This is a genomic window from Caulobacter sp. LjRoot300 (genome assembly GCF_964253875.1).
In the GTDB taxonomy this organism is placed as follows: Bacteria; Pseudomonadota; Alphaproteobacteria; order Caulobacterales; family Caulobacteraceae; genus Caulobacter.
On sequence record NZ_CAXUSA020000001.1, the window covers coordinates 638,426 to 662,537 of the forward strand.

The following is a 24,112-nucleotide window of genomic DNA, read 5'->3' on the forward strand; positions in this document are numbered from 1 at the left end:
GGGCCAGCGCCTTGGATGCTCCCGAAGGGCGAACATCAAGCTCTGCTCTACCTGCGCCAATCCGCCACACACGGCGTTAGCCTTTTCGCCGCGTCACCCCCGTAAGGTCGGAAAAACGACGGACGGGGAGAGACATGGGCGATCACGAGGCGCTCAGGCTGGACGCCTTGCGGTCCTTCGGCGTCCTGGACACCCAGGCGGACCCGGCGATCGACCGATTGGCTGGCCTGGCCGCGAACCTGTTCGACACCCCGATCGCCGTGGTCTCCCTCGTCGACGAGCAACGCCTGTGGTTCAAGGCCAGGGTCGGCGTCGAAGCCACCGAAACGCCGCGCGACAAGGCCTTTTGCGGTTACGCCATAGAGCAGGGGCCGGAGTCCGTCATGGTGGTCGAGGACGCCTCGACCGACCCGCGCTTCGTCGACAATCCCCTGGTCACGGGCCCGCCCGAACTGCGCTTCTACGCCGGCGCCGCCCTGACCACCAAGGACGGCCATAACCTGGGAACGCTGTGCGTCCTCGACCACAGGCCACGCCCCCGGCCCGACGACGCGGCGCTGGAGCGGCTGAGGCTGCTGGCCCGGATCGTGGTCGACGAATTCGAACTGGCCAAGGCCCACCGGAAGACCCGCGAAAAGCAGCGCCTGCTCGAGATCGCCGAGACCATGGCCGGCGTCGGCCATTGGCGCCTGGACCTGTCCACCGGCGCTGTCGCCTGGTCGGACGCGGTGTACGATATCTACGGGGTCGATCGGGAGACCTTCGATCCCAATATCGATGACGCGGTCGCCTTCTATCACCCGAAGGACCGCGAACTGGTCCGGCGTCACGTCGTCTCGACAGTGAAGACGCGGACAGGTTTCGACTTCCAGCTTCGCCTCATCCGCGCGGACGGCGCCCTGCGGCATGTGGTCAGCCGCGGCGTCTGCGAGCAGGACGATCAGGGGCGGCCGACGGCCGTTTTCGGGCTCTTCCAGGACATCACCGACACGGTCGAGACGATCGACACCCTTCGCAGCAGCGAGCGGCGCTACCGCCTCGTCACGGAACGGGCGGGCGACGTCATCACCTGCTATGACTTTTCGGGAGGCGGCAAGTTCATCTCGCCGGCCATCCAGCGCCTCCTTGGCTACACCGTGGCCGAGACCATAGGACTGACCGTTCCCAGCATCCTGCACCCAGAGGACCGGGACGCGGTCATGACGGTCTTCGGCGAGATGTCGCGGGGCCTGGACCACAAGACGATCCAGCACCGGTCGCGGCACAGGCTCGGCCACTATGTCTGGGTCGAATCCAACCTGCAGCTGGTGCGGGACGAAACCGGCGCGCCCGAGGAGATCGTCAGCGTTTCCCGCGACATCTCCGACCGCAAGGCCCTGGAGCTGGAACTGATCGCGGCGCGTGACGACGCTCGCGAACAGGCCCAGCGCGCGCTGCTAGCCGAAGACATCGGCGGTCTTGGCTATTGGCGATACGACCTGCGCACGCGGCGCCTCGACGTCTCGCGCAAGATGTTCGAGATCTATGGCCTGGACTACGTCGAACGCCCTGAAATCGACCTCTTCAACGACCGGCTCCATCCCGGCGACCGGGCCTGGACGCTGGCGCGGATCGCCGAACGCCTGCGCACCGGCGAGGACGACCACAACGTGCCGACCCGCATCATCCGCCCCGACGGCGAGGAGCGCTGCGTCTCGGGCAGCTCGATCACCGTCAAGGCCGCCGACGGCCTGCCCGCGTTCATGATGGGCACGGTTCGCGACATCACCGAAGACCGCAGGGCTCAAGCCGCCCTCGCCGAGAACGAGGCGCGCTATCGCCTGCTGGCCGACAACGCCAGCGACATGATCGCCACCTTCAATCCCGCCGGGGAGATCTGCTTCATCTCGCCGGCCTGTCGCACCATCCTGGGCCGCGAGCCGGAAGAGCTGGTCGGCCGGCGCGTCGTCGACCTGACCCATCCCGACGACCGGGATCACATGATCAACTACTATATGGCCCTGATCCGTCGCGGTCCTTCCGCGATCTCGGAACCTTACGAGTTCAGGGCGCAACATAGGGACGGTCGGTGGATCTGGCTGGAAGGCCAGCCGAAGCTGTCCTTCGACGAAGCCGGCGTGCTGGTCGCCATCCAGGACGTCGCCCGCGAGATCACCGCGCGCAAGGCGATGGAGGCGGCGCTGATGGAGGCTCGCGCCGCAGCCGAGGCCGCCGCCGCGGTCAAGTCCGAGTTCCTGTCGAACATGAGCCACGAACTGCGCACGCCGCTGACGGCCGTGCTCGGCTTCTCACGCCTGATCGAGGGCCAGCCCGAGCTGTCGCCCACCACCCGGCGGTTCGTCGACCGGGTCGCCAACGCCGGCCAGGCCCTGATGTCGACCGTCAACGACATTCTCGACTTCTCCAAGCTGGAAGCCGGCCAGGTCGAGATCCGGAGCGCCGTCTGCGACCCTGGCCGCCTGGTCGAGGACGCGCTGGACCTCTTCACCTGCCAGGCCCAGGAAAAGGGGATCGTGCTCGCCATCGTCGGCGCCGAGACCCTGCCCCCCGCCCTGTTCATCGCGCCCGATCGGGTGCGCCAGGTGTTGCTCAACCTGATCGGCAACGCCGTCAAGTTCACCGACCACGGCGGCGTCACGGTCGAGGTCGCGTGGCGCCAGGGCCCGAAGAGCCTGCTGATCTCGGTGCGCGACACCGGCGGCGGCGTTCCGGCCGATCGGCTGGACCAGCTGTTCAAGCGCTTCTCGCAGATCGACGGCTCCTCCACGCGCCGACATGGCGGCACGGGCCTGGGCCTGGCCATCTGCAAGGGCCTGGTCGAGGCCATGGGCGGCCAGATCGGCGTCGAGAGCGTCCTTGGCCAGGGCAGCCGCTTCTGGTTCGAGCTGCCCGTCGGCGAGGTCGAGCCCGCGACCCTGGCCAGCGCCTCGAACCAGGCGGTCGACCTTCCCGTCGCCTGCCGCGTGCTGGTGGTCGACGACAATCCCGTCAACCGCGACCTGGTCCGCACGGTGTTGGACGCTCTCGGCGCCGAAACCAGCGAAGCCGTCGACGGCGAAGCGGCGGTGGCCCGGGCGGGGGCCGAGCCGTTCGACATCATCCTGATGGACCTGCGGATGCCGGGCATGGGCGGGGTGGCCGCGGCGCGGGCCATTCGCCAAGGCCGCCTCAACGACAATGTTCCGATCATCGCCTTCTCCGCTGACGCAACGGAGGCGCCCGCCGGCGTGTTCGACGGCGTCGTCGCAAAGCCGCTCGAAACCCGCGCCTTGATCCACGAGATCAATCGCGCGCTTCAGTTCGAAACGGTCGACCATGCGGCCTGAAGCCAGCCACAGACGAATCTTCATCGCCGAGGATGACCGCAGTGTCCTGGAACTGCTGACCACGAGGTTTGTCGCAGCGCATTTTCTGACGACGCGCCGATGTCCACTTGGTCGAAAAAGGCCCTAGCGTGGCGCGAGATGGCGCCCGGGCTTGGCCCGGGCCTCCCGCATCGCCTGGGCCGCCTGCTCGCTGGCGAGCCGAGCCAGCCGGACCTTGCGCGCGGCGATCCACTCCTGAACCAGCAGCACCCAGCCGAACGTGGTTTCCTTATGGGTCTTCAACGCTTGGTCCATCATGATCACCCTTCCTGGCGTTTCATGACTGGAAAATCGCCTTTCACACCGGAGATGACAAACGCGGTCTCCTTGCGTAAGCATAAGCCCTACTTATGCCTGACATCCTCGCCAGCCTGCCGCTCAGCGCCATCCGGATCTTCGAGGCCGCCGCGCGCCTGAAGAGCTTCACCCGCGCCGCCGACGAGCTGGGCGTCAGCCAGGCCGCGGTCAGCTGGCAGGTGAAGGCCCTGGAACAGCGCCTGGACCAGCCGCTGTTCACCCGCCTGCCGCGCGAGGTGGCCCTGACCCCGGCGGGCGAGCGCCTGTCGCGGGCGGCGAGCGAAGCGATGAGCATCCTGCGCACGGCGGTGTCCGACCTGGTCGACACCGAGGAGGGCGTGCTGTCGATCACCACGGTGCAGAGCGTGGGCGGCCACTGGCTGGCGCCGCGCCTGGGCGGCTTCCAGATCGCCCATCCGCGCATCGCCGTGCGGCTGGACGCCTCCAGCCGGCTGGTCGACCTGCAACGCGAGCCGTTCGACCTGGCCCTGCGGGCCGGCGGCGGCGATTGGCCGGGCATGGAGGCCCACTTCCTGATCCCCTCGGCCCAGACGGTGCTCTGCACGCCGGACTTGCTGGCCCGTCTCGGCGGCCCGGCGACGCCCGCCGACCTGCTGCAGGCGCCGCGCATCGGCGCGCCGGAATTCTGGTCGGCCTGGTTCGACGCCGCCGGCGTCGACGCCGCCGGGGACCACGCGCCGCCGCGCCTGTCGGCCGACGCCCAGGCGCTGGAGGTGGCCACCGCCCTGGCCGGCCAGGGCGTGGCGCTGGGCTCGCCGATCTTCTTCGCCCAGGAGATCGCTCAAGGTCGACTGGTCGCCCCGTTCGACATCACCGCCAGCTATGGCGGCGGCTATTGGGTGGTCTATCCCGCCGAGCGCCGCCGGGTGCGCAAGATCGTGGCCTTCCGCGACTGGATCCTGGCCCAGGCGGCCGCCGACCCGCTGGTCGCGCGCTATGGCCGATCCTAGCGGACCTCGTAGCCGTAGCGCTTGATGATGGCCACGGCGGCCGGCGACTTCAGGAAGGTCATGAACGCCCGGGCGGCGGGGTTCTTCTCGCCCGTCCGGAGCAGCACCACCTGCTGCTGGATCGGGGCGTGGTCGGCGGCCGGGACCAGCCAGCGCGACCCGCCCGGCTGGTCGATCACCTGCGACAGGGCGACGAAGCCCAGCTCGGCGTTGCCGGTCGCCACGTACTGATAGGCCTGGGCGATCGAAGCGCCCTTGACGATCTTCGGGGCCACGGCGTCGTAGACCTTCAGCCTCCGCATCGTCTCCACCGCCGCCTCGCCATAGGGCGCGGCCGTCGGGTCGGCGATGGCCAGCTTTTCGAACTTGCCCGACCCCAGCACCGCGCCCTTGGCGTCGACCAAGCCCGGGGTCTTCGAATAGAGCACCAGGCGGCCGACGGCGTAGGTGAACCGCGCGCCGGGGACGCTAAGCCCTTCCTGCTCGGCCTTCAGGGGCCGCTCGGCGTCGGCCGACAGGAACACCTCGTACGGCGCCCCATGGGCGATCTGGGTGTAGAACTGGCCCGAGGCGCCGAAGCTCAGCGTCGCCGTATGGCCGGTCCTGGCCTTGAAGGCGGCGGCGATCGCCTTGGCCGGCTCGGTGAAGTTGGCGGCCACCGCCACCTGCGTGTCCGCCGCCAGGGCCGGCGCGGCGGCGAGCGCGAGCACGGCCCCGAACAAGGCCAAGCTGGCCAGCTTGAAGCAACGGGTGATCATGCGGACTCTCTCGGGAAGCGGGCGCTTGGCGTTATGTAGTTGAACTACCGAACGCTGGAAAAGGTCAAGCCTCGCCGGCCCGCCACGCCTGGGCATAGCGCTTGTAGTTGGCGACCTCGGTCACGCGGGTCGGTTGAAGCGGTCGCGGTGCTGGGGCGGGATGGCCTGGTAGGCGGCGTTGGGCGCTAGCCCGAGAATCCGGCGCGCCTCGTCCAGCGGCAGGGCGAACAGCGCCGGGTAATCGACCGCCGGCAGCCAGGCCGCCGCCCGGCCGTTGCGCCAGGCCTCGCGCACCGCCCGGCCGTAGGGCTGGCCCCGTCCGGCCTTCCGCAGTTGGCGCGCCCCGGCCAGGGCGATCACGGCGAAGCCCAGGCTGCGGGTCTGGGCGTAGGAAAAGGCCACCACGCAGACCTCGCCAAGCGCGTCCGTGCCGTAGCCGGTCAGCACGTGCCAGACGTCATGCACGTCGCGCATGCGCCGCGCGTACCAGGCCAGGGGATGGGCGGCGTCGACATCGGCCTCTGGAATCTTGCGGCTTTCTTCGGCCAGGCCTTCGGCGGACAGGCCGCGCGGGGCGATGAAGTCGCGATAGGCGGCGCCGACCGTGCCGGGACTGAACTGGGCCAGCCAAGCCGGATCCGACAGCCGCTCGGCGAACTCGTCGCGCTCGTAGGCGATGCGGCCGCCCTCGGGCGTGCTCATCAGCCGGCGATAACCTCTCGGGATCGCGTCGCCTGACAAGGCGCGCATGATCTCGAACACCTGGGCGGTGTCCTCCTTGTCGGCGATCAGGCGCCGGACGGCCCGGAACGCCCGCAAAGGCTGCAGGTTGAAGGTGTCGCGGGTCCGCGTCATCGGTTGACGTGGCCTTGGCCCACCGAGCACTTGCGTGGCGGTGATCATGAGGCATGCTCCTGCTGAACCCGACAAAGATGACATGGCGTCATTTTTATTCAAGAGGGTTCAGCGACCCCGATCCGGGAACCTTGGCGGACCGCCAAATGGGCAAATGGGGATTGGCGAGATGGGCAGTTTGAAAAAGCGTTCGATCAACCTGGCCGGCCACGCGACATCTCTGGCCCTGGAGCCCGAGTTCTGGGCCGTGCTGCAGGCGGCGGCCGGCGCCGACAAGATCAGCATCGCCGGCCTGATCCAGCGCATCGACGCCGGGCGCGGCGAGCGACCCTTGGCCTCGGCCTGCCGGGTGTTCGCCCTGCACTACAATGCGGCGGGTCCGAAGGGCTGAGCCTAGCCGTTGGTCACGCCTGGCCCCGGCTTGGGCAGGGGCGGCGGGTTCGGGTTGGGGGTAGTGTCGCGCCGCGGCAGGACGGGGGCGGCCGGCACGCGCATCGACAGGTCGCCCGGCCGCACGGCCAGCACGCCCGCACGCCAGCCGCTCCACACCAGCGCCGCGATCAGCGTCAGCAGCACCGCCAACAGGGCCGCGCCGATCCATCCGGTGTGGTGGCGGGGATGGACGCCAGGGTCATGGGTCATCGTCGTCTCTCCTAGCCGCCGGGCTGCGGCGCGTTCGGAGGCCTGGGCGCCTCGGGCGCCTTGGGCGCGGCGGGCAGTTGCGGGGCCGAGGCGGTGATGTCGACGTCGACCTTCTTCTTCTGGGTGAAGCCGCCGCCGCTGAACATCGGGAAGGCCAGCACCGCGACGACGACCACCAGGGCGCCGATCACGAAAGCCATGCCGGCGTTGCCCCCGCCCGTACTGGAACCTTCGGCCATGTTCGGCCTCCTTGTCGCTTCCGTTCCGCAAGAGAAACGGCAGGGCGGAGTCGAGGTTCCGACGCCCCTGCGGGAGGAAGGCCGCCATGCGACGGGGCTTCGTCCGAACCCCTAGGGAGTATGCGCCCGCCTTCTGCTCTCCCTTTCTTTAGATAGCACTAAGTGCTACATATGTGTCATGACCAAGACCAATGAAGTCGCGCGGGTCTTCAAGACGGCTTGGTTCACCAAGGCGGCCCAAAAGGCGCTGATCAAGGACGACGAGCTTTGCGCGGCCATTGCGGCGGTCATGGCGGGCCAGGCCGATGATCTGGGCGGCGGGGTGTTCAAGAAACGCCTCGATAAGAACCGAAGTCGCAGCGTCATCCTGGCCAAGGGTCGAAGATATTGGGTTTACACCTATCTGTTCGCGAAGAAGGACAGGGCGAATATCGAAGACGACGAATTGAAGGCCTTTCGCAAACTGGCCGACCTCTACGCCGAGAAGACCGATGTGGAGATCGACAAGGAGCTAAAGGCCAAGGTGATTGTGGAGATCTGTCATGACCAAGCGCAAGTCTAAGAGCGACGCCTTCGAGGCGATCCATGACACCGTCGCCGGAATGTACCGAGCCGGCACGATCGACAAGGCCACGATGCGCGATTTCGACGCAACTTGCCTAGCCGTGCCGCCGATGATCGAGCCCGCGCAGATCAAGCAGCTTCGCGAGGACAACCATGTCAGCCAGCCGGTCTTCGCCCGTTATCTCAACACGAGCGAAAGCACCGTGGAGAAGTGGGAGGCCGGCGCCAAGAAACCCAGCGGGGTGGCGCTCAAGCTACTGGCGATCGTGCAGAAGCACGGGTTGCAGATTCTGACATAGAAGCTCCGAGAGCGAGGCCATCACGCGAAACTGGACACCCTGTTCGAGCCACTTGAAGAGTATGTATCCCTCGTTCGGCGAGGAATGGCTGGATTGCTGCCACGAACAGGGCGGAATAGGGATCGTGCCATGAAGCGTCTTTTGCCTTTCCTGCTTCTGGTTCCGCTGGCGGCTTGTGGACAGCAACCTTCGTCCGCGAACAACCAGAGAGCTGAAGCCTTGGCTCAGAATGCGGCTGTGCCGGTGGACAATTCACAGTTTTGGCAGCCGCCAACCGATGCCTCGCAGGCCGACAAGGCTCTGATACTCGACTGGTCAAACGCCAACGAAGGGTGCCAAGGCGGTAGCGGCGTCACGCCCAATGACCCGATTTGCAAGAAGCGCGACGCTTTCCAAGATCGTCTGAGAAAGCATGGTTTGTGTTGGGGCGCGCCAATGGAAAAATCGGCGGCGAACAATGACTGGCATCGCTGCGGCACCTACGACACTGATAATCTGACCAATGTCGATGCCGATATTCAACGAGGACTTGCGATTCTGGGCGAGGGCAACGATGTCCAACCGGACGTGACCTCTGATCCGCAGGCGGACGACTGGTATAATGAAAAGCAGCGGCCGAAATCGCCCTTGCTGCAAGCCTACGAAAACGCAGTAGAGCCCATCGATCAGAAGATTGCGCTGGCGAACATCTTGGCTGAATGCGGTATCCGTGGGCCGGAGTGGCACCAGCAGATGCTCGCGGCCCTTAACGATCGGAAGCTCCAGCCATCGATCGAGGAGATGCGGCAACGCCTGTTACCGAGCGATCTAGCGGCGGCCAAGCGCTTCGACCAAATAGTTATCGACGGCGCGATGAAGTTCAATCTCGGCGGCCGGTCGAAGGAGGCGGCCTGCCGCGCGATCGCGAACATGCCCTTCGCTTCGAATGAAACGGCTTTTCAGCGATAGCCAGATGGACAACCAGAGTATCTGCCTTGAGGGACACACCCTGCCTCGAGGGACACACACTCATTTCTGCGCCGGCTTCGCGGCCGACAGGTGCGTTGGGGAAATGAGTGTGCGTCCCTCACCCGCGCTCACCCGCGTTCTCTCCCCCGCGAGGGCTTAAGTCGGGCGAGGTTTGTGCTACATATGTTCCATGTCTCAAGGCTTCGACTCGTCCCCCTCCCCCGACGACTTCCCCGGCGATCTTCCCGCCCCCCGCATCTCCGACCTGGCCCGCCCGCGCGCGCCGGACGGCCCCGCTCCGAACTATCTGGAGGGGCTGAACCCCGAGCAGCGCGCCGCCGTCGAGGCCACCGAGGGCCCGGTGCTGGTGCTGGCCGGCGCGGGCACGGGCAAGACGCGGGTGCTGACCACCCGCCTGGCCCACATCCTGGCCACCGGCCGCGCCCGGCCGTGGGAGCTGCTGGTCGTCACCTTCACCAACAAGGCCGCCCGCGAGATGCGCGAGCGGATCACCCACATCATCGGCGACGAGGCCGAGGGCCTGCGCTGGCTGGGCACGTTCCACTCCGTGGCGGCCCAGATCCTGCGCCGCCACGCCGAGCTGGTGGGGCTGAAGTCCAGCTACACGATCATCGACACCGACGACCAGGAACGTCTGCTCAAGCAGCTGATCGAGGCCGCCGACATCGACGCCAAGCGCTGGACGCCCCGCGCCTTGGCCGGCCTGATCGACACCTGGAAGAACCGCGGCTGGACGCCCGACCGCGTGCCGCAGAGCGAGGCCGGCGAGTTCGCCAACGGCCGGGGGATCACGCTGTACCGCCAGTATCAGGAGCGGCTGCGCATCCTCAACGCCTGCGACTTCGGCGACCTGCTGCTGCACAACATCACCATCTTCACCGCCAATCCGGACGTGCTGGCCGACTTCCAACGGCGCTTCCAGTACGTGATGGTCGACGAGTACCAGGACACCAACGTCGCCCAGTACCTTTGGCTGCGCCTGCTGGCCCAAGGGCGTCAGAACGTCTGCTGCGTGGGCGACGACGACCAGTCGATCTATGGCTGGCGGGGGGCCGAGGTCGACAACATCCTGCGCTTCGAGCGCGACTTCCCGGGCGCCAAGGTCGTCAAGCTGGAGCGCAACTACCGCTCCACCGAGCACATCCTGGCCGCCGCCTCGGGCCTGATCGACGCCAACAAGAGCCGGCTGGGCAAGACCCTGTGGACCGAGGCGGCCGGCGGCGAGAAGGTCAAGGTCAGCGGCGTCTGGGACGGCGAGGCCGAGAGCCGGATGGTCGCCGACGAGATCGAGAAGGCCAAGCGGGCCGGCCGCAAGTACAGCCACATGGCCATACTGGTCCGCGCCTCGTTCCAGATGCGGGCCTTCGAAGAGCGCTTCGTGATGCTGCAGATCCCCTACAAGGTGGTGGGCGGCCCGCGGTTCTTCGAGCGGGCCGAGATCCGCGACGCCCACGCTTACCTCAGGCTGATCCAATCGCCCGACGACGACCTGGCCTTCGAGCGCATCGTCAACACCCCCAAGCGCGGCATCGGCGATACCTCGGTGCAGAAGCTGCTGCAGATCGCCCGGCTTGAGGGCATCTCCACGGTCGACGCCGCTCGGGTGATCATCGGCGGCGACGACCTGCCGGCCCGCACCCGCACGGCGCTGAGCAACTTCCTGCGCGACCTGGACCGCTGGCGGGCCCTGGCCGCCACCACCCCACACCAGCGGGTGATGGAGGCGGTGCTGGAGGAGAGCGGCTATACCGACGCGCTTCGCCTCGACAAGGGCCCCACCAGCCAGACGCGGCTGGAGAACCTGAAGGAACTGGTCCAGTCGATGAGCGCCTTCGACACGCTCGAGGGCTATCTGGAGCACGTGTCGCTGGTCATGGACCTGGACAAGGGGGCCGGCGACGACGCGGTCTGGATCATGACCCTGCACTCGGCCAAGGGGCTGGAGTTCCCGCTGGTGTTCCTGCCCGGCTGGGAGGAAGGCGTGTTCCCCAGCCAGCGCAGCATGGACGACAAGGGCGAGAAGGGCCTCGAGGAAGAGCGCCGCCTGGCCTATGTCGGCATCACGCGGGCCCGCGAGGAGGCCCGGATCAGCTTCGTCGCCAACCGCCAGGTCTATGGACGCTGGACCAGCCAGCTGCCGTCGCGCTTCGTCGACGAACTGCCCCTGGCCCACGTCGATGCCGCCTCGGAGACCGGCTATTACGGCGGTGGACCGGGCATGCAGCAGACGGTCTCGTCGCGCTGGGACGATCCGGGGACCAGCACGTTCACGGCCGGCAGTTATGACAGTCCCGGCTGGAAACGCGCCCAGGAACGGACGGCCCATTCCGAAAGAGGGGGTTTCAGCGAGCGCGGGTCGACCTGGCGCAGCGGCGGCTCGGCCGCCCGCTCAGCCCCGATCGAGGGCGAGGGCCGGCTGGTGGCGGTCTCGGCAAGCTCGGCCGCCAGCGCCTACACGCGCGGCGATCGGGTGTTCCACGTCAAGTTCGGCTACGGCAAGGTCACCGGCGTCGAGGGCAACAAGCTCAGCGTGTCGTTCGACAAAGCGGGCGACAAGAAGGTGATCGACAGCTTCGTGGAGAAGGCGTGAGGCGACGGGCGTGGGCTCGGGCGCCGCGGCTCCTGCATTTGGATCGCGGGCCGCCGGCGCCCATATTCCCCTCATGCTTCCTCCCCACGTCCGCGTCGTCGATCTGGAGACCGCCGGAAATGGCCCGCACGACGTCTGCGAGATCGGCTGGCAGGACGTCACGCTCGGCTCGGACGGCCTCTGGCGGGTCGACGAGGGGCGCGGGTCGCGACTGGTCAATCCCGGACGCCCGATCACGCCCGAGACCATGGCCGTCCACCACATCATCGACGCCGACGTCGCCGACGCGCCGTTCTGGAAGGACGTGGCGGCCGGCGTCCTGAAGCCCGAGGGCGAGATCCTGGCGCTGGCCGCCCACCGCGCGGCCTTCGAGCAACGATACTGCACGCCCCGGTTCACGGGCGGCGCGCCCTGGATCTGCACCTGGAAGTGCGCCCTGCGGCTCTGGCCGCACCTGGCGAGCTTTTCCAACCAGATGCTGCGCTACCAGCGCATGCCCGAGGGCCTGGTTCGCGAGCTTGGCCTGCCGGCCCATCGGGCTCTGCCAGACGCCTATGTCACCGCGCATCACCTGCGCGACATGCTCAACGAGGCCTCGCTGGAGCAGCTTCTGGCCTGGAGCCGCGAGCCCGGCCTGCTGCCGCGCGTGCCGGCCGGCCCTGAACGCGGCAAGCCCTGGGACCGCCTGGCCGCCGAAACCCTGCGAACGCTGGCCCAGGATCGCGACCCCAACATCCGCTTCAGCGCCGAGACCGAACTGCGCCGTCGGGGCGACGCGCTCGAACCGCCGGCGATCGAGCCGGCCCAACGGACTTTGCTGTGAGCGCAATACCGATCAAATAGCCCTTCGAGGCCCGCGCTATCCAGACGCACGCTTCGTCACGAGACCCGCTCATGAACCCCGTCCAACAGGCCATCTGGTTCATCGAGAACCACTTCACCCAACCGATCTGTTTGGACGACGTGGCTCTGGCCGGCGGCGTTTCGCGCTTCCACATGTCCCGCGCCTTCGTGGTCGCCACCGGTCGCCCGGTGATCGGCTATCTGCGCGCGCGGCGGCTGACGGAGGCGGCGCGGCAGCTGGCCGAGGGGGCGCCCGACATCCTGTCGGTGGCCCTGGAGCACGGCTATGGCTCGCACGAGGCGTTCACCCGCGCGTTCCGCGACCAGTTCGGGGTCACCCCCGAGCAGGTGCGCGCGGCGCGTGACCTGGAAACCCTGAAGCTCGTGGAGCCCATCATGCTCGACAACACCCCGCGTACCGACCTGCCCCCGCCCCGCTTCGAGGACGGCCGCCCCCTGCTGATCGCCGGCGTTCTGCAGCACTATGGATGCGAGGACAGCGGCGCCGGCATTCCCAGCCAATGGCGCCGCCTGGTCCCCCATCTGGGCCATATCCCGAACCAGGTCGGCGGAGCGCTCGCGGACGTCACCTACGGGGTCTGCGCCAACAGCGACGATCACGGCAATTTTGACTATCTGGCCGGGGTGGAAGTCACTGAATTCTCCGACCTGCCCGCGGATTTCGCGACGCTGCGCATCCCGGCCCAGTCCTACGCCGTGTTCCGCCACGCCGAGCATATCTCGCAGATCCGTACGACGATGCGCGCCATCTGGAACGTCTGGCTGCCCGCCTCGCCCTACGAGGCCGCGGACGCGCCGCTGTTCGAGCGCTATGGGCCAGAATTCGACCCGCGCACCGGCGAAGGCGGGCTGGAGATCTGGCTGCCGGTGAAGGCGAAGACCTAGCCCCGAACCCGCGCCGGGTTGCCCACCACCGTCGCGCCCTTCGGCACCCCGCGGGTGACCACGCTCCCGGCCCCGATGATGGCGTCGTCGCCGACGGTCACGCCCGGCAGGATGATCGCCCCGCCGCCGATCCAGACGTTTTCGCCGATGCTGACCGGGCGGGCGTATTCGACGCCCGTCCGGCGCTCGACCGGGTCGCGGGGGTGTTCGGCGGTGTAGATCTGGACGTGCGGTCCGATCGTCGTGGCCGCCCCGATGGTCACCTGGGTGACGTCCAGGATCACGCAATTGAAATTGAGGAACGCGCCCTCGCCGATGGTGATGTTGTAGCCGTAATCGCAGTGGAACGGCGGCCGGATGCTGACGCGGTCACCGACCTCGGCCAGCCGCTCGCGCAGCAGGGCGTGGCGCTCCGACGGCGGCAGGTCCAGGGCGTTGTAGCGGCCCATCCAGGCCACCGCCGCCTCGTGGTCGGCCATGATCTCGGGGTCGATCGGGCTGTAGAGGTCGCCGGCCAGCATGCGCTGCTTGTGGGTGCGAACGTCGGTCACGAGGCGAAGGCTCCTTGCTCGCGCCCTCCATGCCAGACGCCGGACGCCGGGACAAATCTGGCGGTCGGCCGCCCTAGAACCGCTCCAGCGCCTCGCGCACCACGTCCGGCGCGTGATCTATGACCCGCAGATAGGCCGTCAGGGCCGCGTCCGACCGGGCCTGGCCCAGTTCCAGGGCGGCCAGCTGGGCCAGCGGAATCTGGAACGCCCGCGCGAACTCCTCCTGCGACAGGCCGCTGCGCCACCGCACGCCCTGCACCAGCGCCCGCGCCGACCGCGCATGGCCAGGGTCGGCCTGGTCGTCGATGGCCATATCGGCGGTGATCTGGGATCTGGTCATGCAACGCTCCTCGCACTGGCCCCGTGCGGGGTGTGTAGGCGCGTTCCGTTGCAGGAATTCGACCCCTTTGCGTCGGCAGGGCGACTCTATCAGGGCTTTTTGGGCGTGATCACCTTCACCGGTTGCGCCGCCATGGTCCGGGCCTTGGCCTCGACCGCCTCCACGCCCTTCAGCGGGTCGCCGGCCGCTTCCAGCATGCCGTTGAACACCTTCAGGTCCTTGGTGCTGATCTTCTGGATGTCCTTGTCCTTGGCCCATTCCAGGCCGATCAGCTGGCCCAGGCGGCAGGCCTTGGGCAGCAGCGCCGGCTGCTCGCCGGGACCGCCCTTGGCCAGCAGCTTGCCGACGATGTCGTTCCAGTTGGGCGAGCCGGAAAAGCAGAACGACAGGTGATCGCAGGTTCCCGTCCAGAACCGCTTGTACCAGCGCAGGTGCTCGTCGGTGTCGAAGCGGATGGCGTCGGTGGGTCTGACCACGGACCGGCAATCGGCGCGCACGAACTCGCCGGCCCGAGCGGCCGGCGCGAGTCCAAGCAACACAATGGCCGCCAGGGCCGTCCAACCTCTACGCAACGCCAACAGCGACTTCCCCGAAACGCGACCGAACACGTCCTTTTTCCGGACGCCCATACAAACCTTGTATCGCGCTGACTAAGAACGATCTTCCGACAAAAATGCGGCGGTCGCCTCGATCGCTTCCACCAAGCTGACCCGTTCGATCGTCACGCCCTCCGGCAAGCTGGAGAACAGGCGCGTCGGCGCGGCGGCGTCCAGCATCACGAACACCCCTCGGTCGTCGGCCCGGCGGATCAGGCGGCCGAAGGCCTGGCTGATGCGGGCGCGCGCCGTCGAGTCATCATATCCTTTTCCGCCAAATCTCGCGCGGCGGGCCTTGTGCAGCACGTCGGGGCGCGGCCAGGGCACGCGGTCGAACACCAGCAGGCGCAGGGACCGGCCCGGCACGTCGATGCCGTCGCGGATGGCGTCGGTGCCCAGCAGGCACGCGTCCTCCTCGGCCCGGAAGATGTCGACCAGGGCGCCGGCTTCCAGCGGATCGACGTGCTGGGCGTAGAGGGCCAGGCCCTGGTCGGCCAGGGGCGCGGCGATCCGCTCGTGCACGGCCTTCAGCCGGCGGATGGCGGTGAACAGGCCCAGGCCCCCGCCGCCGGCCGCCAGGAACAGTTCGCGCATGGCCGCCGACACCTGGCGCGGATCGTCCTTACCCACGTCGGTGACCACGAAGGCCCGGGCGTTGTTGGCGTAGTCGAACGGCGAGACCAGGCGCAGCACCTTGGGCGACTGCGGCAGGCGCGCGGCCCCGGTACGCATCTCGGCCAGGGCGAACGGATCCTCCAACGCCGGGTCGGTCAGGGTGGCGCTGGTCACCAGCACGCCATGGGCCGGCGACAGCACCGCCGCGCGCAGCGGCTCGGTCGGGTCCACCCAGTGGCGGCGACAGGCGGCGTCGACCACGCGGCCGTACAGGAAGGTGGCCTCGAACCAGTCGACGAACTCCGGGTCGTCTTCCGCGTCCTCGTCGATGGCCTTCAGGATCGAGCGCCAGGCCGGCAGGGTCATGCGGGCGCGGCGGTCCAGGCCGCGCAGCGCGCCCTCGATCCGCGCCCGTTCCGAGGTTGGCAGGGTGTCGGCCTCCTCGTCCAGCACGTCCTCCAGGTGCCGGGCCAGGGCCAGCAGCGGCGCCTCGATGGCCGCCAACGCCTTGGCCGCCTCGCCGGCCCGCTCGCGCACCAGGTCGATGGCCGGGCGGGCGGCGCATTGCAGCCCCTGCTCGGCCGCGCCGGGACGGTCGCTGACCCGGGCCCGCAGCTGCTCGATCACCGAGACCAGGTAGGTTTCAATAGGCCCGATCGGATTGACCTGGCCGTCCGGCGGCGCGATCCTCCCCGACCAGCCCTCGCCCGGCAGGGCGGCGGCGGCGTGCAGGGCGGCGTTCAGGGCCGCGCGGGCGCCCTCGCGCTCGCCGATGATGTCCAGCAGCCGGGCCTCCAGCCCCCTGCCCCGTCTACCGCGGCCCTCCGGCCCGCGCAGCCAGCGCCGCAGCTCGGCCGCCTCGGCCCCAGACAGGGCGGCCGAAAAGGCGCTGTCGGCGGCGTCGAAGAGGTGGTGGCCCTCGTCGAAGACGATGCGCTTGAGCGAGGTGGTCTCGTTGTCGCCCTTCAGGCCGCGCGCCGCCCGGGCGCCGTCGAAGGCCGCCTGGCTCAGCACCAGGGCGTGGTTGGCGATGACGATGTCGGCCCGCTTGCTGGCCCGCACGGCCTTTTCGATGAAGCAGACGCGATAGTGCTGGCAGCCGGCGTGGATGCACTCGCCGCGCCGGTCGACCAGGTTGGCGGGGCCGGCCTGCACCGAGGGCGGGATGGCGAACAGGGTCGGCAGCCAGGCTGGGAAATCGCCGCCGGTCATGTCGCCGTCGCGGCTGGCGCGCGCCCAGCGGGCGGCCAGGCCCAGGCCGATCAGGTCACCATTGCCCAGCTGGGCGGTGTTGACCTGTTCCTGGAAGTTCAGCAGGCACAGGTAGTTCTCCCGTCCCTTGCGGACCACCGCCTTGCGGGCCCGGACTAGCGGGTCGGGATAGATCGAATGGCTCTCGCGCTCGATCTGGCGCTGCAGGGCGCGGGTATAGGTGCTGATCCACACCGCCGGGCCGTTCATCTCGGCCCACACCGAAGCCGGCGCCAGATAGCCCAGGGTCTTGCCGACCCCGGTGCCGGCCTCGGCCAGCATCATCTGCGGCTCGCCCTCGCGCTCGCGCGGGGCGAAGGCGTAGGCGGCTTCGCGGGCGAAGATGTCCTGGGCCTCGCGCACCTCGTCCAGGCCGGAGCGGTGCAGCAGCTCCTTCAGCCGCTCGCTGGCGCGCTCGGGGTCGACGGGGCGCGAGCCGGGCTCGCCGGGCGGAGCCTGATCTTCCCACTCCATGGCGCGGGCCCAGACGTCGAGGCCGGAGCTGCGGAACTGGTTGCCGACCGGGGCCGAGCGCAGGGCGCCGACCACCGCCGGCCCCCAGGCCCAGCCGGCCCGGGCCAGGGTCTCGGCGACCGCCAGGGCCTCCTCGCGCGACGGCCTGGGCGTCATCGCCAGCTCGTGCAGCAAGGCGGCCGCCGCCTCGCGCAAGGTCTGGGCCTGGGCCGGCGCGCCCTTGGGCTCGGGCAGGCCCAGCGCCGTGGCCAGCCCCACCGCCGACGGCGCGCAGAAGGTGGCCGGCCGGGTGAACGCGTAGAGCTCCAGCACGTCGAACAGCCCGCGGCCCCGCGTCGGGGCCTGCAGGTTCAGCCGCTTGGCCGTCATCGCGGCGTGGGCGACCAGGACGGGACCGTGTTCGAACAGGTCGCGAGCGTCAGGCGTGCGCAGCGCTCGCCCGCCGCCATCGTCGCCCGGCCGGCCCACGCCGCCATCGGCATAGCCGGCGCGCGGCCCGGGCAGAACCACCAGGGCGGGAGCAAGATCGAGGGCGGGAATCTGTACGGTCACCCATTCTTTTTAGCGGATCAGCGCTCGAAACGGAACGGGAACATATTCAGGCTTGGCGGGATCGCGACGGCCTGCCACCTTCGCAACCTCAAATGGAGAAGTTCATGCGCCCCGCCCTGCTCGCCTGCCTTTTCTCGGCTGTCTCGTCGTTCGCCCTGGCCCAGACCCCCGAACAGCCCACCCCGGCCCCGATGGTCACGGTGATCGGCAACGGCCGCGCCGAGGCTCCGGCCGACTTCGCCTGGCTGAACTTCAACCTGCGCGGCGAGGGAGCCGCCGCGCCTGACGCCGTCACCGCCCTGACAACGAGCCGCGGCAAACTGGAGGCCAGCCTGAAGGCCCTGCCCGGCAAGCCGACCCTGGAGGTGCGCGGCGGCACGCTGTCCATCCGCGAAGTCCGTCCGAAGTCCTGCGTGGTCAACTACGCCGCGCCCAATCTCAGCACCGGCGAATGCGCGGTGATCGGCAGCGTCGCCACGGTCGGCCTGCAGGTGAAGGTGACGCCGGCCAAGCAGGTCGGCGACGTGGCGTCCCTCGCGGCCCAACTCGGCGGGGCCGAGGTCAATCTCAACGGCGGCGGCCTCGCCGACGACCAGGCGCTCGAGGACAAGGCGATGCGCGAAGCCGTCGCCGACGCTCAGCGCCAGGCGCGGCTGATCGCCGAGTCCTCGGGGCGCCACCTCGGCCCGATCCTGCGCATCCAGGACTCCCAGGCCAACGTGGTCAACGGCTTCCCGCCCCCGCCGCCACCTCCGCCTCCGCCTCCGGTCGCCTACGCGGCGCGCGAGGAGTTCGCGTTTTCGGCCGCCAAGCTGGCCGCGCCATTGGCCATGACGCCCCCGCCGATCATGCGCAACGCACGGGTGACCGTCACCTACAGCCTGTTGCCGTAGCCTAGGCGATCGGCGTCTCCGAGGAGCCGCTCTCCAGGCGCTCGACGGCGTCCGACGCGGCTTGCGCCACCTCGACGTCGTCGCTCTCGGCGGCCATGCGATAGAGTTGCGCCGCCTTGGCGCGGCTGGCCTTCACGCCCTCGCCGTCCTCGTACATCTGAGCCAGCTCGTAATAGGCCGTCAGATTGCCGGCGTTTGCCGACAGGGCGTAGAGCCGCAAGGCCTTTTCCAGGTCGACCGCGACGCCCTCGCCGTCGTGATAGGCGGCGGCGATATTGGCCAGGGCCACCGCCGAGCCTCGCTGGGCCGCGTCCGCATAGAGCTCGAGCGCCCGGGTCTCGTCGACCGGCATGCCGTAGCCCTGCGAGGCGTAGGCGCCCAGGTCGTTGGTCGCGTCGACCGAGCCGGCGGCGGCGGCCTTGCGCATCCAGGCGACGGCCTGGGTCTCGTCGGCGGCCACGCCGCGTCCCAGCTGATAGGCCAGGGCCAGCTTGTACATGCCGCCCTCGTCGCCGCCGGCGGCCGCGCGCCAGTACCAGCCCAGGGCTTGGGTCAGATCCTCGGAACTCGTCTCATAGACCAGGCCGGCGTTGTAGGCGCCCAGGGCGTCGCCCTTGGCGGCGGCGGCCTTGTACAGCGACAGCGCCTTGGCCTCGTCCTGGTCCAGGTCCTGGCCGGCGAAATAGAGATTGCCCAGGGCGATCATGCAGCCGGTGTCGCCGGCCTTGACCCCGGCGTTCAGCCAGCGCACCGCGGCCTCGACGTCACGCTGGTCGCCCTCGGCGTTCAGATAGCTGTCGGCCAGCAGGTCGTAGGCGGCGACGTCGCCGGCCTGGGCGCGGCGCAGCAGCTCGGCCCGGGCGGGCGCAGCGGGCGCGGCGGATGCGGCCAGGGACGGCGCGCCGAGCACCAGCATCGTCGCCAAAGCCAAGCCTGCAAGGCTGTTCCGAGCCATCCGTCCCATGCGCGCCACGCCCTCACGATCCTGACCTTCCGGTAGACTCGCCTACCATCCTTGTCAAAAGGCCGGACTTAGGCAGGTTGACGCATGGAAACGGAACGAGAACATGCTATAGGCCGGTCAATGGCCGAGGCGACCGCCCTTCCTCCCCGCTTTCAGCAGTGGTTCGCCTCGCGCGGCTGGGCGCCGCGACCCCACCAACTGGCCATGGTCGAGAAGGGCCGGCTGGGCCGCGACGCCTTGCTGATCGCTCCCACCGGCGGCGGCAAGACCCTGGCCGGCTTCCTGCCCAGCCTGATCGAGTTGGCCGAACGCCCGCCGCGCAACACCCCGGCCGGGGTGCACACCCTCTACATCTCGCCGCTGAAGGCCCTGGCGGTCGACATCGAGCGCAACCTGGCCACGCCGATCCGCGAGATGGGCCTGGGCGTCGTGGCCGAGAGCCGCACCGGCGACACCGGCGAGGCCCGCAAGCAGCGCCAGCGCCTGCGGCCGCCCGACATCCTGCTGACCACGCCCGAACAGCTGGCGCTGTTCTGCGCCTGGGAGGGCGCGCGGACCTATTTCGCTGACCTGTCCTGCGTGATCATCGACGAGGCCCACGCCATCTGGCCGTCAAAGCGCGGCGACCTTCTGTCGCTAGGCCTGGCGCGGCTGCAGCTGTTCGCGCCGAGGATGCGGCGAGTGGGACTGTCGGCGACGGTGGACGACCCAGACCTGGTGCGGCGGTGGTTGGGGGTGAATGAACCCCCTCCCCCTTGTGGGGAGGGGGCAGGGGGTGGGGGCGCCGCGCTCACGGCGTCGGGCGCTCTGCCGGCCGCCCCCCACCCCCAACCCCTCCCCACAAGGGGGAGGGGGGCAAGCAAAGTCGACCTCGTCCTCGGCTCGGGCGGCGCGCAGCCGATCGTCGAGGTGCTGGTCTCCGGCGGCCGCGTGCCGTGGGCCGGCCACACGGCCGAGCACGCCATGGCCGAGATCTACGAGATCATCAAAGGGGCCAAGACCGCCCTGGTCTTCGTCAACACGCGCTTTCAAGCGGAATTCGCCTTCCAGGAACTCTGGAAGCTGAACGACGACGGCCTGGCCATCGCCCTGCACCACGGCAGCCTGGCGGCCGAACAGCGGCGCAAGGTCGAAGCCGCCATGGCGCGCGGCGAGATCCGCGCCGTGGTCTGCACCTCGACCCTGGACATGGGGATCGACTGGGGCGACGTCGACCTGGTCATCCAGCTGGCCGCCCCAAAGGGCGCCTCGCGGATGGTCCAGCGCATCGGCCGCGCCAACCACCGCCTCGACGAGCCCTCGCGCGCCATCCTGGCTCCGGCCAACCGCTTCGAATATCTGGAGTGCCGCGCCGCCGCCGACGCCATCCTGGGCGGCCACCTGGACGGCGAGCCGGCCCGGATCGGCACGCTGGACACCCTGGCCCAGCACATCATGGGCTGCGCCTGCTCCGAGCCCTTCGCCCTGACCGACCTCTATGACGAGGTCCGCACCGCCGGCCCCTATGCCGACCTGTCGTGGGAGGATTTCGAGACCGTCGTCGATTTCGTCTCGACCGGCGGCTACGCGCTTCGCACCTACGACAAGTTCCGCCGCATCGTGCCCGGCCAAGACGGCCTCTGGCGGGCCCGCAACGCCCAGGCCGTGCTGCAGCACCGGATGAACGTCGGGACTATCGTCACCGCCGCCACGGTCAATGTGCGGATCGGCGGCGGCAAGCGGCCGATGGGGGGCAGGAAAGTCGGCGAGGCCGAGGAAGGCTTCTTCGAACAGATGAAGCCGGGCGACACCTTCATCTTCGCCGGCCAGGTCTGGCGGTTCAACAGCCTGGTGGGCGTCGATGCCTTCGTCACCCCCGCGCCGGACAAGGACCCGATGATGCCCAGCTGGGGCGGGTCGAAGTTCCCGTTGTCGACCTATCTGGCCGGCCGCGTGCGGGCGATGATGCACGACGAGGCCGAGTGGCCCGCCCTGCCCCCGGACGTCCAGGAATGGTTGGGCTACCAGAAGGTCCGCTCGATCATCCCCGAGCGCGACGAGATGCTGCTGGAGACCTTTCCGCACGGCAAGCGCTTCCACCTGGTCTGCTACCCGTTCGAGGGCCGCCTGGCCCACACCACCCTGGCCATGCTGCTGACCCGGCGACTGGACCGGCTGGGCATCGGCCCGCTGGGCTTCGCGGCCAACGACTATGCGGTCAACATCTGGGCGCTGAAACCAATGGACCAGCTGGACCTGGACGAGCTGTTCGCCCAGGACATGCTGGGCGACGACCTGGAGGCCTGGCTGGCGGAAAGCTTCCTGATGAAGCGCGCCTTCAAGGCCTGCGCCCTGATCTCCGGCCTGATCGAGCGCCGCCATCCGGGCCAGGAGAAGTCCGGCCGCCAGGTGACGTTCTCGACCGACCTGATCTACGATGTGCTGCGCCGCCACCAGCCCGACCACCTGCTGCTGCGCTGCGCCCGCGCCGACGCGGCGACCGGCTCGCTGGACGTGGCGCGGCTGGGCGAGATGCTGGCGCGGGTCCACGGCCGCATCCGCCATGCGGCGCTGGACCGCGTGTCGCCGATCGCCGTGCCGATTATGCTGGAGATCGGCCGCGAGCGCGCGCCGGGCGACGCGGCCGGCGAAATGATCCTGGCCGAGGCCGAGGAAGACCTGATCGCCGAGGCGATGGCTTGATGAGAGTATGCGCGTGACCAGCCTGGCGTTCCAGATCGGCGATTGCGGCGGCCTGCGGCTCGAGATCGCGGGGACGCGCGCCGTGCTGCGCCACTCCGGGGCCCTGTGGCTGGAGGCCGAGCGCACGATGGTCGTGGCCGACCTGCACTTCGAGAAGGGCAGCAGCTACGCCGCCCGCTTCGGCCAGATGCTGCCGCCCTACGACACCCGCGAGACCCTCGACCGGCTGGAGCGCGAACTGGCCGCCCTGTCGCCCGCCACCCTGGTCTTCCTGGGCGACAGCTTCCACGACGGGGCCGGCGAGGACCGGCTGCCGGGCGAGGACCGGGCCCGCATCGCCGCCTTGGCCCTGGGCCGCCGGCTGGTCTGGGCGGTGGGCAACCATGACGAGGACGGCCCCCGTACCCAGCCCGGCGAGGTGGTCGACGAGGCCGAGATCGCCGGCCTGACCTTCCGGCACGAGCCCCTGCCCGGCGCCCAGGCCGGCGAGGTGGCCGGCCACCTGCATCCGGCCGCCAGGGTGACCAGCGGCCGGGCGACGATCCGGCGCCGCTGCTTCGTCACCGACGGCGCGCGCCTGGTGCTGCCGGCCTTCGGGGCGTTCACCGGCGGGCTGAACATCCTGGACCAGGCCTTCGCCCCCCTGTTCGGCGGACCGGCCCTGGCCGCCGCCCTGGGCCCCCGCCGCGTCCACGCGGTGGGCTGGAAGTCACTACGCCCGGACTGAGGCTCCGCGAGACGGATCACCCTTCCCGCCCGGGCGTTTGATCCCCGGGACGTTGGAAGGAGTATCGTCATGCGACCGATCCTGATCGGCGTCGGCGCCGTTCTGGTCCTGTCGGGCGCGCCCGCGGCCGCCCTGGCCGGCGAAGCCCCGGTCAAGACCGTGGCCAAGCTCGACGCCAAGGACCCGAAGTACGACACCGAAGCCTGCAAGGCCCTGCGCGCCAAGGCGATCGATTACGAAGAGCCAGGGCTGGTCAAGAAGGCGCTGAAGATGGGCGGCAACGCCGTCGTGCCGCTCGCCGGCACGGTGGCCTCGGCGGCCCTGGGCATGAAGCAGGACGGCAAGGCGGAAAAGCTGAGCAAGCAGGTGGCGGCGGCCTGCGTGTCCGACCCACTCAACGAGCCGACCCCGCTGATCAACGCGCCGAAGGCCGAGGCGGGCGCGGCCGTGATCGCGGTCCAGGCGCCGGTGGCCGATGTCGTTACGGCTACGGCGGTGAACGCGGCGGCGACGGAAACGGTGGCCGTCACCCAGTAGGTTTCTAGAGGTGGAGGGCCTGTTCCAGGGCGAAGGCCAGCGAGATGGCCGCGCCGGAGGTCAGCAGGGTGCGCAGGCGCGGGCGCCAGGCCGGCCCCTCGTGGTTGGTCACGTCCCACAGCCATTGCAGGATGAAGACCAGCAGGAAGCCGGAAAGCTGCCAGGCCGGCTCGAACTTCAGCCCGCCCAGCAGCAGGCCGAAGCCGGCCAGGGGAAACAGCAGGGACAGGCCCAGGGTCAGCCAGCGCGGACTGGCGCGCTCGATCTCCAGGCCGCAGCGTATGCCGCCCAGGTACGACATCATGGCCGTCGAATAGGCCAGCAGGCTGATCAGCGCCACCTGGCGCATGTCGATCGGGCCGTAGCAGAACAGCGCCGAGCAGACCACGAACGGAACCAGCGTCGCCAGGCCGCAGACCCATACGGCCAGAGGAACCGGCACGCGATCCTGCGGATGATCGGCCGCTGCTGCTTCGAACGCCATGCCTACTCCTTCGGGCGCGAATTCCGACGCACGCCCTTCCCCCCGGAAGGGACCGACTATTACCGAGGTCAGCCCATAGGTCCACGGACGATATTTGGCCACAGGACACAGTTTTTGAGCGAGCGCCATGGGACGCTCGCTCAAAAAG

At 69.2% G+C, this 24,112-nt stretch carries 24 protein-coding genes; 13 read left to right on the forward strand and 11 right to left on the reverse strand.

Going from position 1 to position 24,112, the window contains the following annotated elements:
* The first annotated feature begins 134 nt into the window (after window positions 1–134).
* Window positions 135–3,326 (forward strand): PAS domain S-box protein, encoded by a 3,192-nt coding sequence (locus ACSQ2G_RS02955; protein WP_436028144.1) that lies wholly within the window; start codon window positions 135–137, stop codon window positions 3,324–3,326.
* A 123-nt stretch (window positions 3,327–3,449) separates the two neighbouring features.
* Here ACSQ2G_RS02955 and ACSQ2G_RS02960 read toward each other — a convergent pair whose 3' ends face one another.
* On the reverse strand, window positions 3,450–3,623 hold the full coding sequence (locus ACSQ2G_RS02960; protein ID WP_436028146.1) for a hypothetical protein: 174 nt from the start codon (window positions 3,621–3,623) through the stop codon (window positions 3,450–3,452).
* A gap of 92 nt (window positions 3,624–3,715) precedes the next feature.
* On the opposite strand from ACSQ2G_RS02960, the gene ACSQ2G_RS02965 reads away from it, so the two are divergent.
* Window positions 3,716–4,633, forward strand: coding sequence for a LysR substrate-binding domain-containing protein (locus ACSQ2G_RS02965; RefSeq protein WP_436028148.1), 918 nt, complete (start codon window positions 3,716–3,718; stop codon window positions 4,631–4,633).
* Here ACSQ2G_RS02965 and modA read toward each other — a convergent pair.
* Window positions 4,630–5,391, reverse strand: a complete 762-nt coding sequence (gene modA, locus ACSQ2G_RS02970; protein WP_436028150.1) for a molybdate ABC transporter substrate-binding protein — start codon at window positions 5,389–5,391, stop codon at window positions 4,630–4,632. The two genes, ACSQ2G_RS02965 and modA, sit on opposite strands and share 4 nt — an antisense overlap.
* A 120-nt stretch (window positions 5,392–5,511) precedes the next feature.
* The gene (locus ACSQ2G_RS02975; RefSeq protein ID WP_436028152.1) at window positions 5,512–6,294 is read right to left on the reverse strand and encodes a Coq4 family protein; all 783 of its coding nucleotides are present in this window, start codon (window positions 6,292–6,294) and stop codon (window positions 5,512–5,514) included.
* A gap of 121 nt (window positions 6,295–6,415) precedes the next feature.
* Between ACSQ2G_RS02975 and ACSQ2G_RS02980 the strand changes: the two genes are divergently transcribed.
* On the forward strand, window positions 6,416–6,637 hold the full coding sequence (locus tag ACSQ2G_RS02980; RefSeq protein ID WP_436028153.1) for a ribbon-helix-helix domain-containing protein: 222 nt from the start codon (window positions 6,416–6,418) through the stop codon (window positions 6,635–6,637).
* 2 nt (window positions 6,638–6,639) lie between these two features.
* On the opposite strand, the gene ACSQ2G_RS02985 is transcribed toward ACSQ2G_RS02980, so the two are convergent.
* Window positions 6,640–6,888 carry a hypothetical protein gene (locus ACSQ2G_RS02985; protein ID WP_436028155.1) on the reverse strand — a complete coding sequence of 83 codons (249 nt, stop codon included), beginning with the start codon at window positions 6,886–6,888 and terminating at the stop codon, window positions 6,640–6,642.
* Window positions 6,889–6,899: 11 nt separating this feature from the next.
* Window positions 6,900–7,127, reverse strand: coding sequence for a hypothetical protein (locus ACSQ2G_RS02990; RefSeq protein WP_436028157.1), 228 nt, complete (start codon window positions 7,125–7,127; stop codon window positions 6,900–6,902).
* Between the two features lie 178 nt (window positions 7,128–7,305).
* Between ACSQ2G_RS02990 and ACSQ2G_RS02995 the strand changes: the two genes are divergently transcribed.
* From ACSQ2G_RS02995 to ACSQ2G_RS03020, 6 genes are all read left to right on the forward strand, one after another.
* On the forward strand, window positions 7,306–7,689 hold the full coding sequence (locus ACSQ2G_RS02995) for a type II toxin-antitoxin system RelE/ParE family toxin (RefSeq protein WP_436028159.1): 384 nt from the start codon (window positions 7,306–7,308) through the stop codon (window positions 7,687–7,689).
* On the forward strand, window positions 7,670–7,990 hold the full coding sequence (locus tag ACSQ2G_RS03000; RefSeq protein WP_436028161.1) for a helix-turn-helix domain-containing protein: 321 nt from the start codon (window positions 7,670–7,672) through the stop codon (window positions 7,988–7,990). Before ACSQ2G_RS02995 ends, ACSQ2G_RS03000 begins: the two co-directional genes overlap by 20 nt.
* A gap of 129 nt (window positions 7,991–8,119) precedes the next feature.
* Window positions 8,120–8,938, forward strand: coding sequence for a hypothetical protein (locus ACSQ2G_RS03005; protein WP_436028163.1), 819 nt, complete (start codon window positions 8,120–8,122; stop codon window positions 8,936–8,938).
* Between the two features lie 190 nt (window positions 8,939–9,128).
* Window positions 9,129–11,549 carry an ATP-dependent helicase gene (locus tag ACSQ2G_RS03010; RefSeq protein WP_436028165.1) on the forward strand — a complete coding sequence of 807 codons (2,421 nt, stop codon included), beginning with the start codon at window positions 9,129–9,131 and terminating at the stop codon, window positions 11,547–11,549.
* A 73-nt stretch (window positions 11,550–11,622) separates the two neighbouring features.
* Window positions 11,623–12,372: a DNA polymerase III subunit epsilon gene (locus ACSQ2G_RS03015; RefSeq protein WP_436028167.1), complete on the forward strand. Its 750-nt coding sequence runs from the start codon at window positions 11,623–11,625 to the stop codon at window positions 12,370–12,372.
* Window positions 12,373–12,443: 71 nt separating this feature from the next.
* Window positions 12,444–13,298, forward strand: a complete 855-nt coding sequence (locus ACSQ2G_RS03020) for a GyrI-like domain-containing protein (RefSeq protein ID WP_436028169.1) — start codon at window positions 12,444–12,446, stop codon at window positions 13,296–13,298.
* On the opposite strand, the gene ACSQ2G_RS03025 is transcribed toward ACSQ2G_RS03020, so the two are convergent.
* From ACSQ2G_RS03025 to ACSQ2G_RS03040, 4 genes are all read right to left on the reverse strand, one after another.
* The gene (locus ACSQ2G_RS03025) at window positions 13,295–13,849 is read right to left on the reverse strand and encodes a sugar O-acetyltransferase (protein WP_436028171.1); all 555 of its coding nucleotides are present in this window, start codon (window positions 13,847–13,849) and stop codon (window positions 13,295–13,297) included. The genes ACSQ2G_RS03020 and ACSQ2G_RS03025 overlap by 4 nt on opposite strands.
* A gap of 73 nt (window positions 13,850–13,922) precedes the next feature.
* A complete protein-coding gene (locus ACSQ2G_RS03030; protein WP_436028173.1) occupies window positions 13,923–14,189 on the reverse strand; it encodes a helix-turn-helix domain-containing protein in 267 nt (88 codons plus the stop codon).
* An 89-nt stretch (window positions 14,190–14,278) separates the two neighbouring features.
* Window positions 14,279–14,767, reverse strand: a complete 489-nt coding sequence (locus ACSQ2G_RS03035; RefSeq protein ID WP_436028175.1) for a hypothetical protein — start codon at window positions 14,765–14,767, stop codon at window positions 14,279–14,281.
* 72 nt (window positions 14,768–14,839) lie between these two features.
* A complete protein-coding gene (locus ACSQ2G_RS03040) occupies window positions 14,840–17,677 on the reverse strand; it encodes an ATP-dependent DNA helicase (protein WP_436028177.1) in 2,838 nt (945 codons plus the stop codon).
* 104 nt (window positions 17,678–17,781) lie between these two features.
* On the opposite strand from ACSQ2G_RS03040, the gene ACSQ2G_RS03045 reads away from it, so the two are divergent.
* The gene (locus ACSQ2G_RS03045; RefSeq protein WP_436028179.1) at window positions 17,782–18,570 is read left to right on the forward strand and encodes an SIMPL domain-containing protein; all 789 of its coding nucleotides are present in this window, start codon (window positions 17,782–17,784) and stop codon (window positions 18,568–18,570) included.
* Between the two features lies 1 nt (window position 18,571).
* Here ACSQ2G_RS03045 and ACSQ2G_RS03050 read toward each other — a convergent pair whose 3' ends face one another.
* Window positions 18,572–19,501 carry a tetratricopeptide repeat protein gene (locus ACSQ2G_RS03050; protein WP_436028180.1) on the reverse strand — a complete coding sequence of 310 codons (930 nt, stop codon included), beginning with the start codon at window positions 19,499–19,501 and terminating at the stop codon, window positions 18,572–18,574.
* Between the two features lie 153 nt (window positions 19,502–19,654).
* On the opposite strand from ACSQ2G_RS03050, the gene ACSQ2G_RS03055 reads away from it, so the two are divergent.
* From ACSQ2G_RS03055 to ACSQ2G_RS03065, 3 genes are all read left to right on the forward strand, one after another.
* Window positions 19,655–22,216, forward strand: coding sequence for a ligase-associated DNA damage response DEXH box helicase (locus ACSQ2G_RS03055; protein WP_436028182.1), 2,562 nt, complete (start codon window positions 19,655–19,657; stop codon window positions 22,214–22,216).
* 7 nt (window positions 22,217–22,223) lie between these two features.
* Window positions 22,224–22,943, forward strand: a complete 720-nt coding sequence (gene pdeM, locus ACSQ2G_RS03060; RefSeq protein ID WP_436028183.1) for a ligase-associated DNA damage response endonuclease PdeM — start codon at window positions 22,224–22,226, stop codon at window positions 22,941–22,943.
* A gap of 69 nt (window positions 22,944–23,012) precedes the next feature.
* Window positions 23,013–23,480, forward strand: a complete 468-nt coding sequence (locus ACSQ2G_RS03065) for a hypothetical protein (protein ID WP_436028185.1) — start codon at window positions 23,013–23,015, stop codon at window positions 23,478–23,480.
* 4 nt (window positions 23,481–23,484) lie between these two features.
* Here ACSQ2G_RS03065 and ACSQ2G_RS03070 read toward each other — a convergent pair whose 3' ends face one another.
* Window positions 23,485–23,964: a DUF3429 domain-containing protein gene (locus tag ACSQ2G_RS03070; protein ID WP_028040308.1), complete on the reverse strand. Its 480-nt coding sequence runs from the start codon at window positions 23,962–23,964 to the stop codon at window positions 23,485–23,487.
* Between the last annotated feature and the right edge of the window lie 148 nt (window positions 23,965–24,112).

Excerpts from the sequence above, each read along its gene's own strand:
- ACSQ2G_RS02965 (WP_436028148.1), top strand. The coding sequence starts at position 3,716 with ATGCCTGACATCCTCGCCAGCCTGCCGCTCAGCGCCATCCGGATCTTC.
- ACSQ2G_RS03045 (WP_436028179.1), top strand. The coding sequence starts at position 17,782 with ATGCGCCCCGCCCTGCTCGCCTGCCTTTTCTCGGCTGTCTCGTCGTTC.
- ACSQ2G_RS03030 (WP_436028173.1), bottom strand. The coding sequence starts at position 14,189 with ATGACCAGATCCCAGATCACCGCCGATATGGCCATCGACGACCAGGCC.
- ACSQ2G_RS03055 (WP_436028182.1), top strand. The coding sequence starts at position 19,655 with ATGGCCGAGGCGACCGCCCTTCCTCCCCGCTTTCAGCAGTGGTTCGCC.
- ACSQ2G_RS03020 (WP_436028169.1), top strand. The coding sequence starts at position 12,444 with ATGAACCCCGTCCAACAGGCCATCTGGTTCATCGAGAACCACTTCACC.
- ACSQ2G_RS02995 (WP_436028159.1), top strand. The coding sequence starts at position 7,306 with ATGACCAAGACCAATGAAGTCGCGCGGGTCTTCAAGACGGCTTGGTTC.
- ACSQ2G_RS02990 (WP_436028157.1), bottom strand. The coding sequence starts at position 7,127 with ATGGCCGAAGGTTCCAGTACGGGCGGGGGCAACGCCGGCATGGCTTTC.
- ACSQ2G_RS03070 (WP_028040308.1), bottom strand. The coding sequence starts at position 23,964 with ATGGCGTTCGAAGCAGCAGCGGCCGATCATCCGCAGGATCGCGTGCCG.
- ACSQ2G_RS02975 (WP_436028152.1), bottom strand. The coding sequence starts at position 6,294 with ATGATCACCGCCACGCAAGTGCTCGGTGGGCCAAGGCCACGTCAACCG.
- ACSQ2G_RS03010 (WP_436028165.1), top strand. The coding sequence starts at position 9,129 with ATGTCTCAAGGCTTCGACTCGTCCCCCTCCCCCGACGACTTCCCCGGC.
- ACSQ2G_RS03005 (WP_436028163.1), top strand. The coding sequence starts at position 8,120 with ATGAAGCGTCTTTTGCCTTTCCTGCTTCTGGTTCCGCTGGCGGCTTGT.
- ACSQ2G_RS03065 (WP_436028185.1), top strand. The coding sequence starts at position 23,013 with ATGCGACCGATCCTGATCGGCGTCGGCGCCGTTCTGGTCCTGTCGGGC.
- ACSQ2G_RS03015 (WP_436028167.1), top strand. The coding sequence starts at position 11,623 with ATGCTTCCTCCCCACGTCCGCGTCGTCGATCTGGAGACCGCCGGAAAT.
- pdeM (WP_436028183.1), top strand. The coding sequence starts at position 22,224 with ATGCGCGTGACCAGCCTGGCGTTCCAGATCGGCGATTGCGGCGGCCTG.
- modA (WP_436028150.1), bottom strand. The coding sequence starts at position 5,391 with ATGATCACCCGTTGCTTCAAGCTGGCCAGCTTGGCCTTGTTCGGGGCC.
- ACSQ2G_RS02960 (WP_436028146.1), bottom strand. The coding sequence starts at position 3,623 with ATGATGGACCAAGCGTTGAAGACCCATAAGGAAACCACGTTCGGCTGG.
- ACSQ2G_RS02985 (WP_436028155.1), bottom strand. The coding sequence starts at position 6,888 with ATGACCCATGACCCTGGCGTCCATCCCCGCCACCACACCGGATGGATC.
- ACSQ2G_RS02980 (WP_436028153.1), top strand. The coding sequence starts at position 6,416 with ATGGGCAGTTTGAAAAAGCGTTCGATCAACCTGGCCGGCCACGCGACA.
- ACSQ2G_RS02955 (WP_436028144.1), top strand. The coding sequence starts at position 135 with ATGGGCGATCACGAGGCGCTCAGGCTGGACGCCTTGCGGTCCTTCGGC.
- ACSQ2G_RS03000 (WP_436028161.1), top strand. The coding sequence starts at position 7,670 with ATGACCAAGCGCAAGTCTAAGAGCGACGCCTTCGAGGCGATCCATGAC.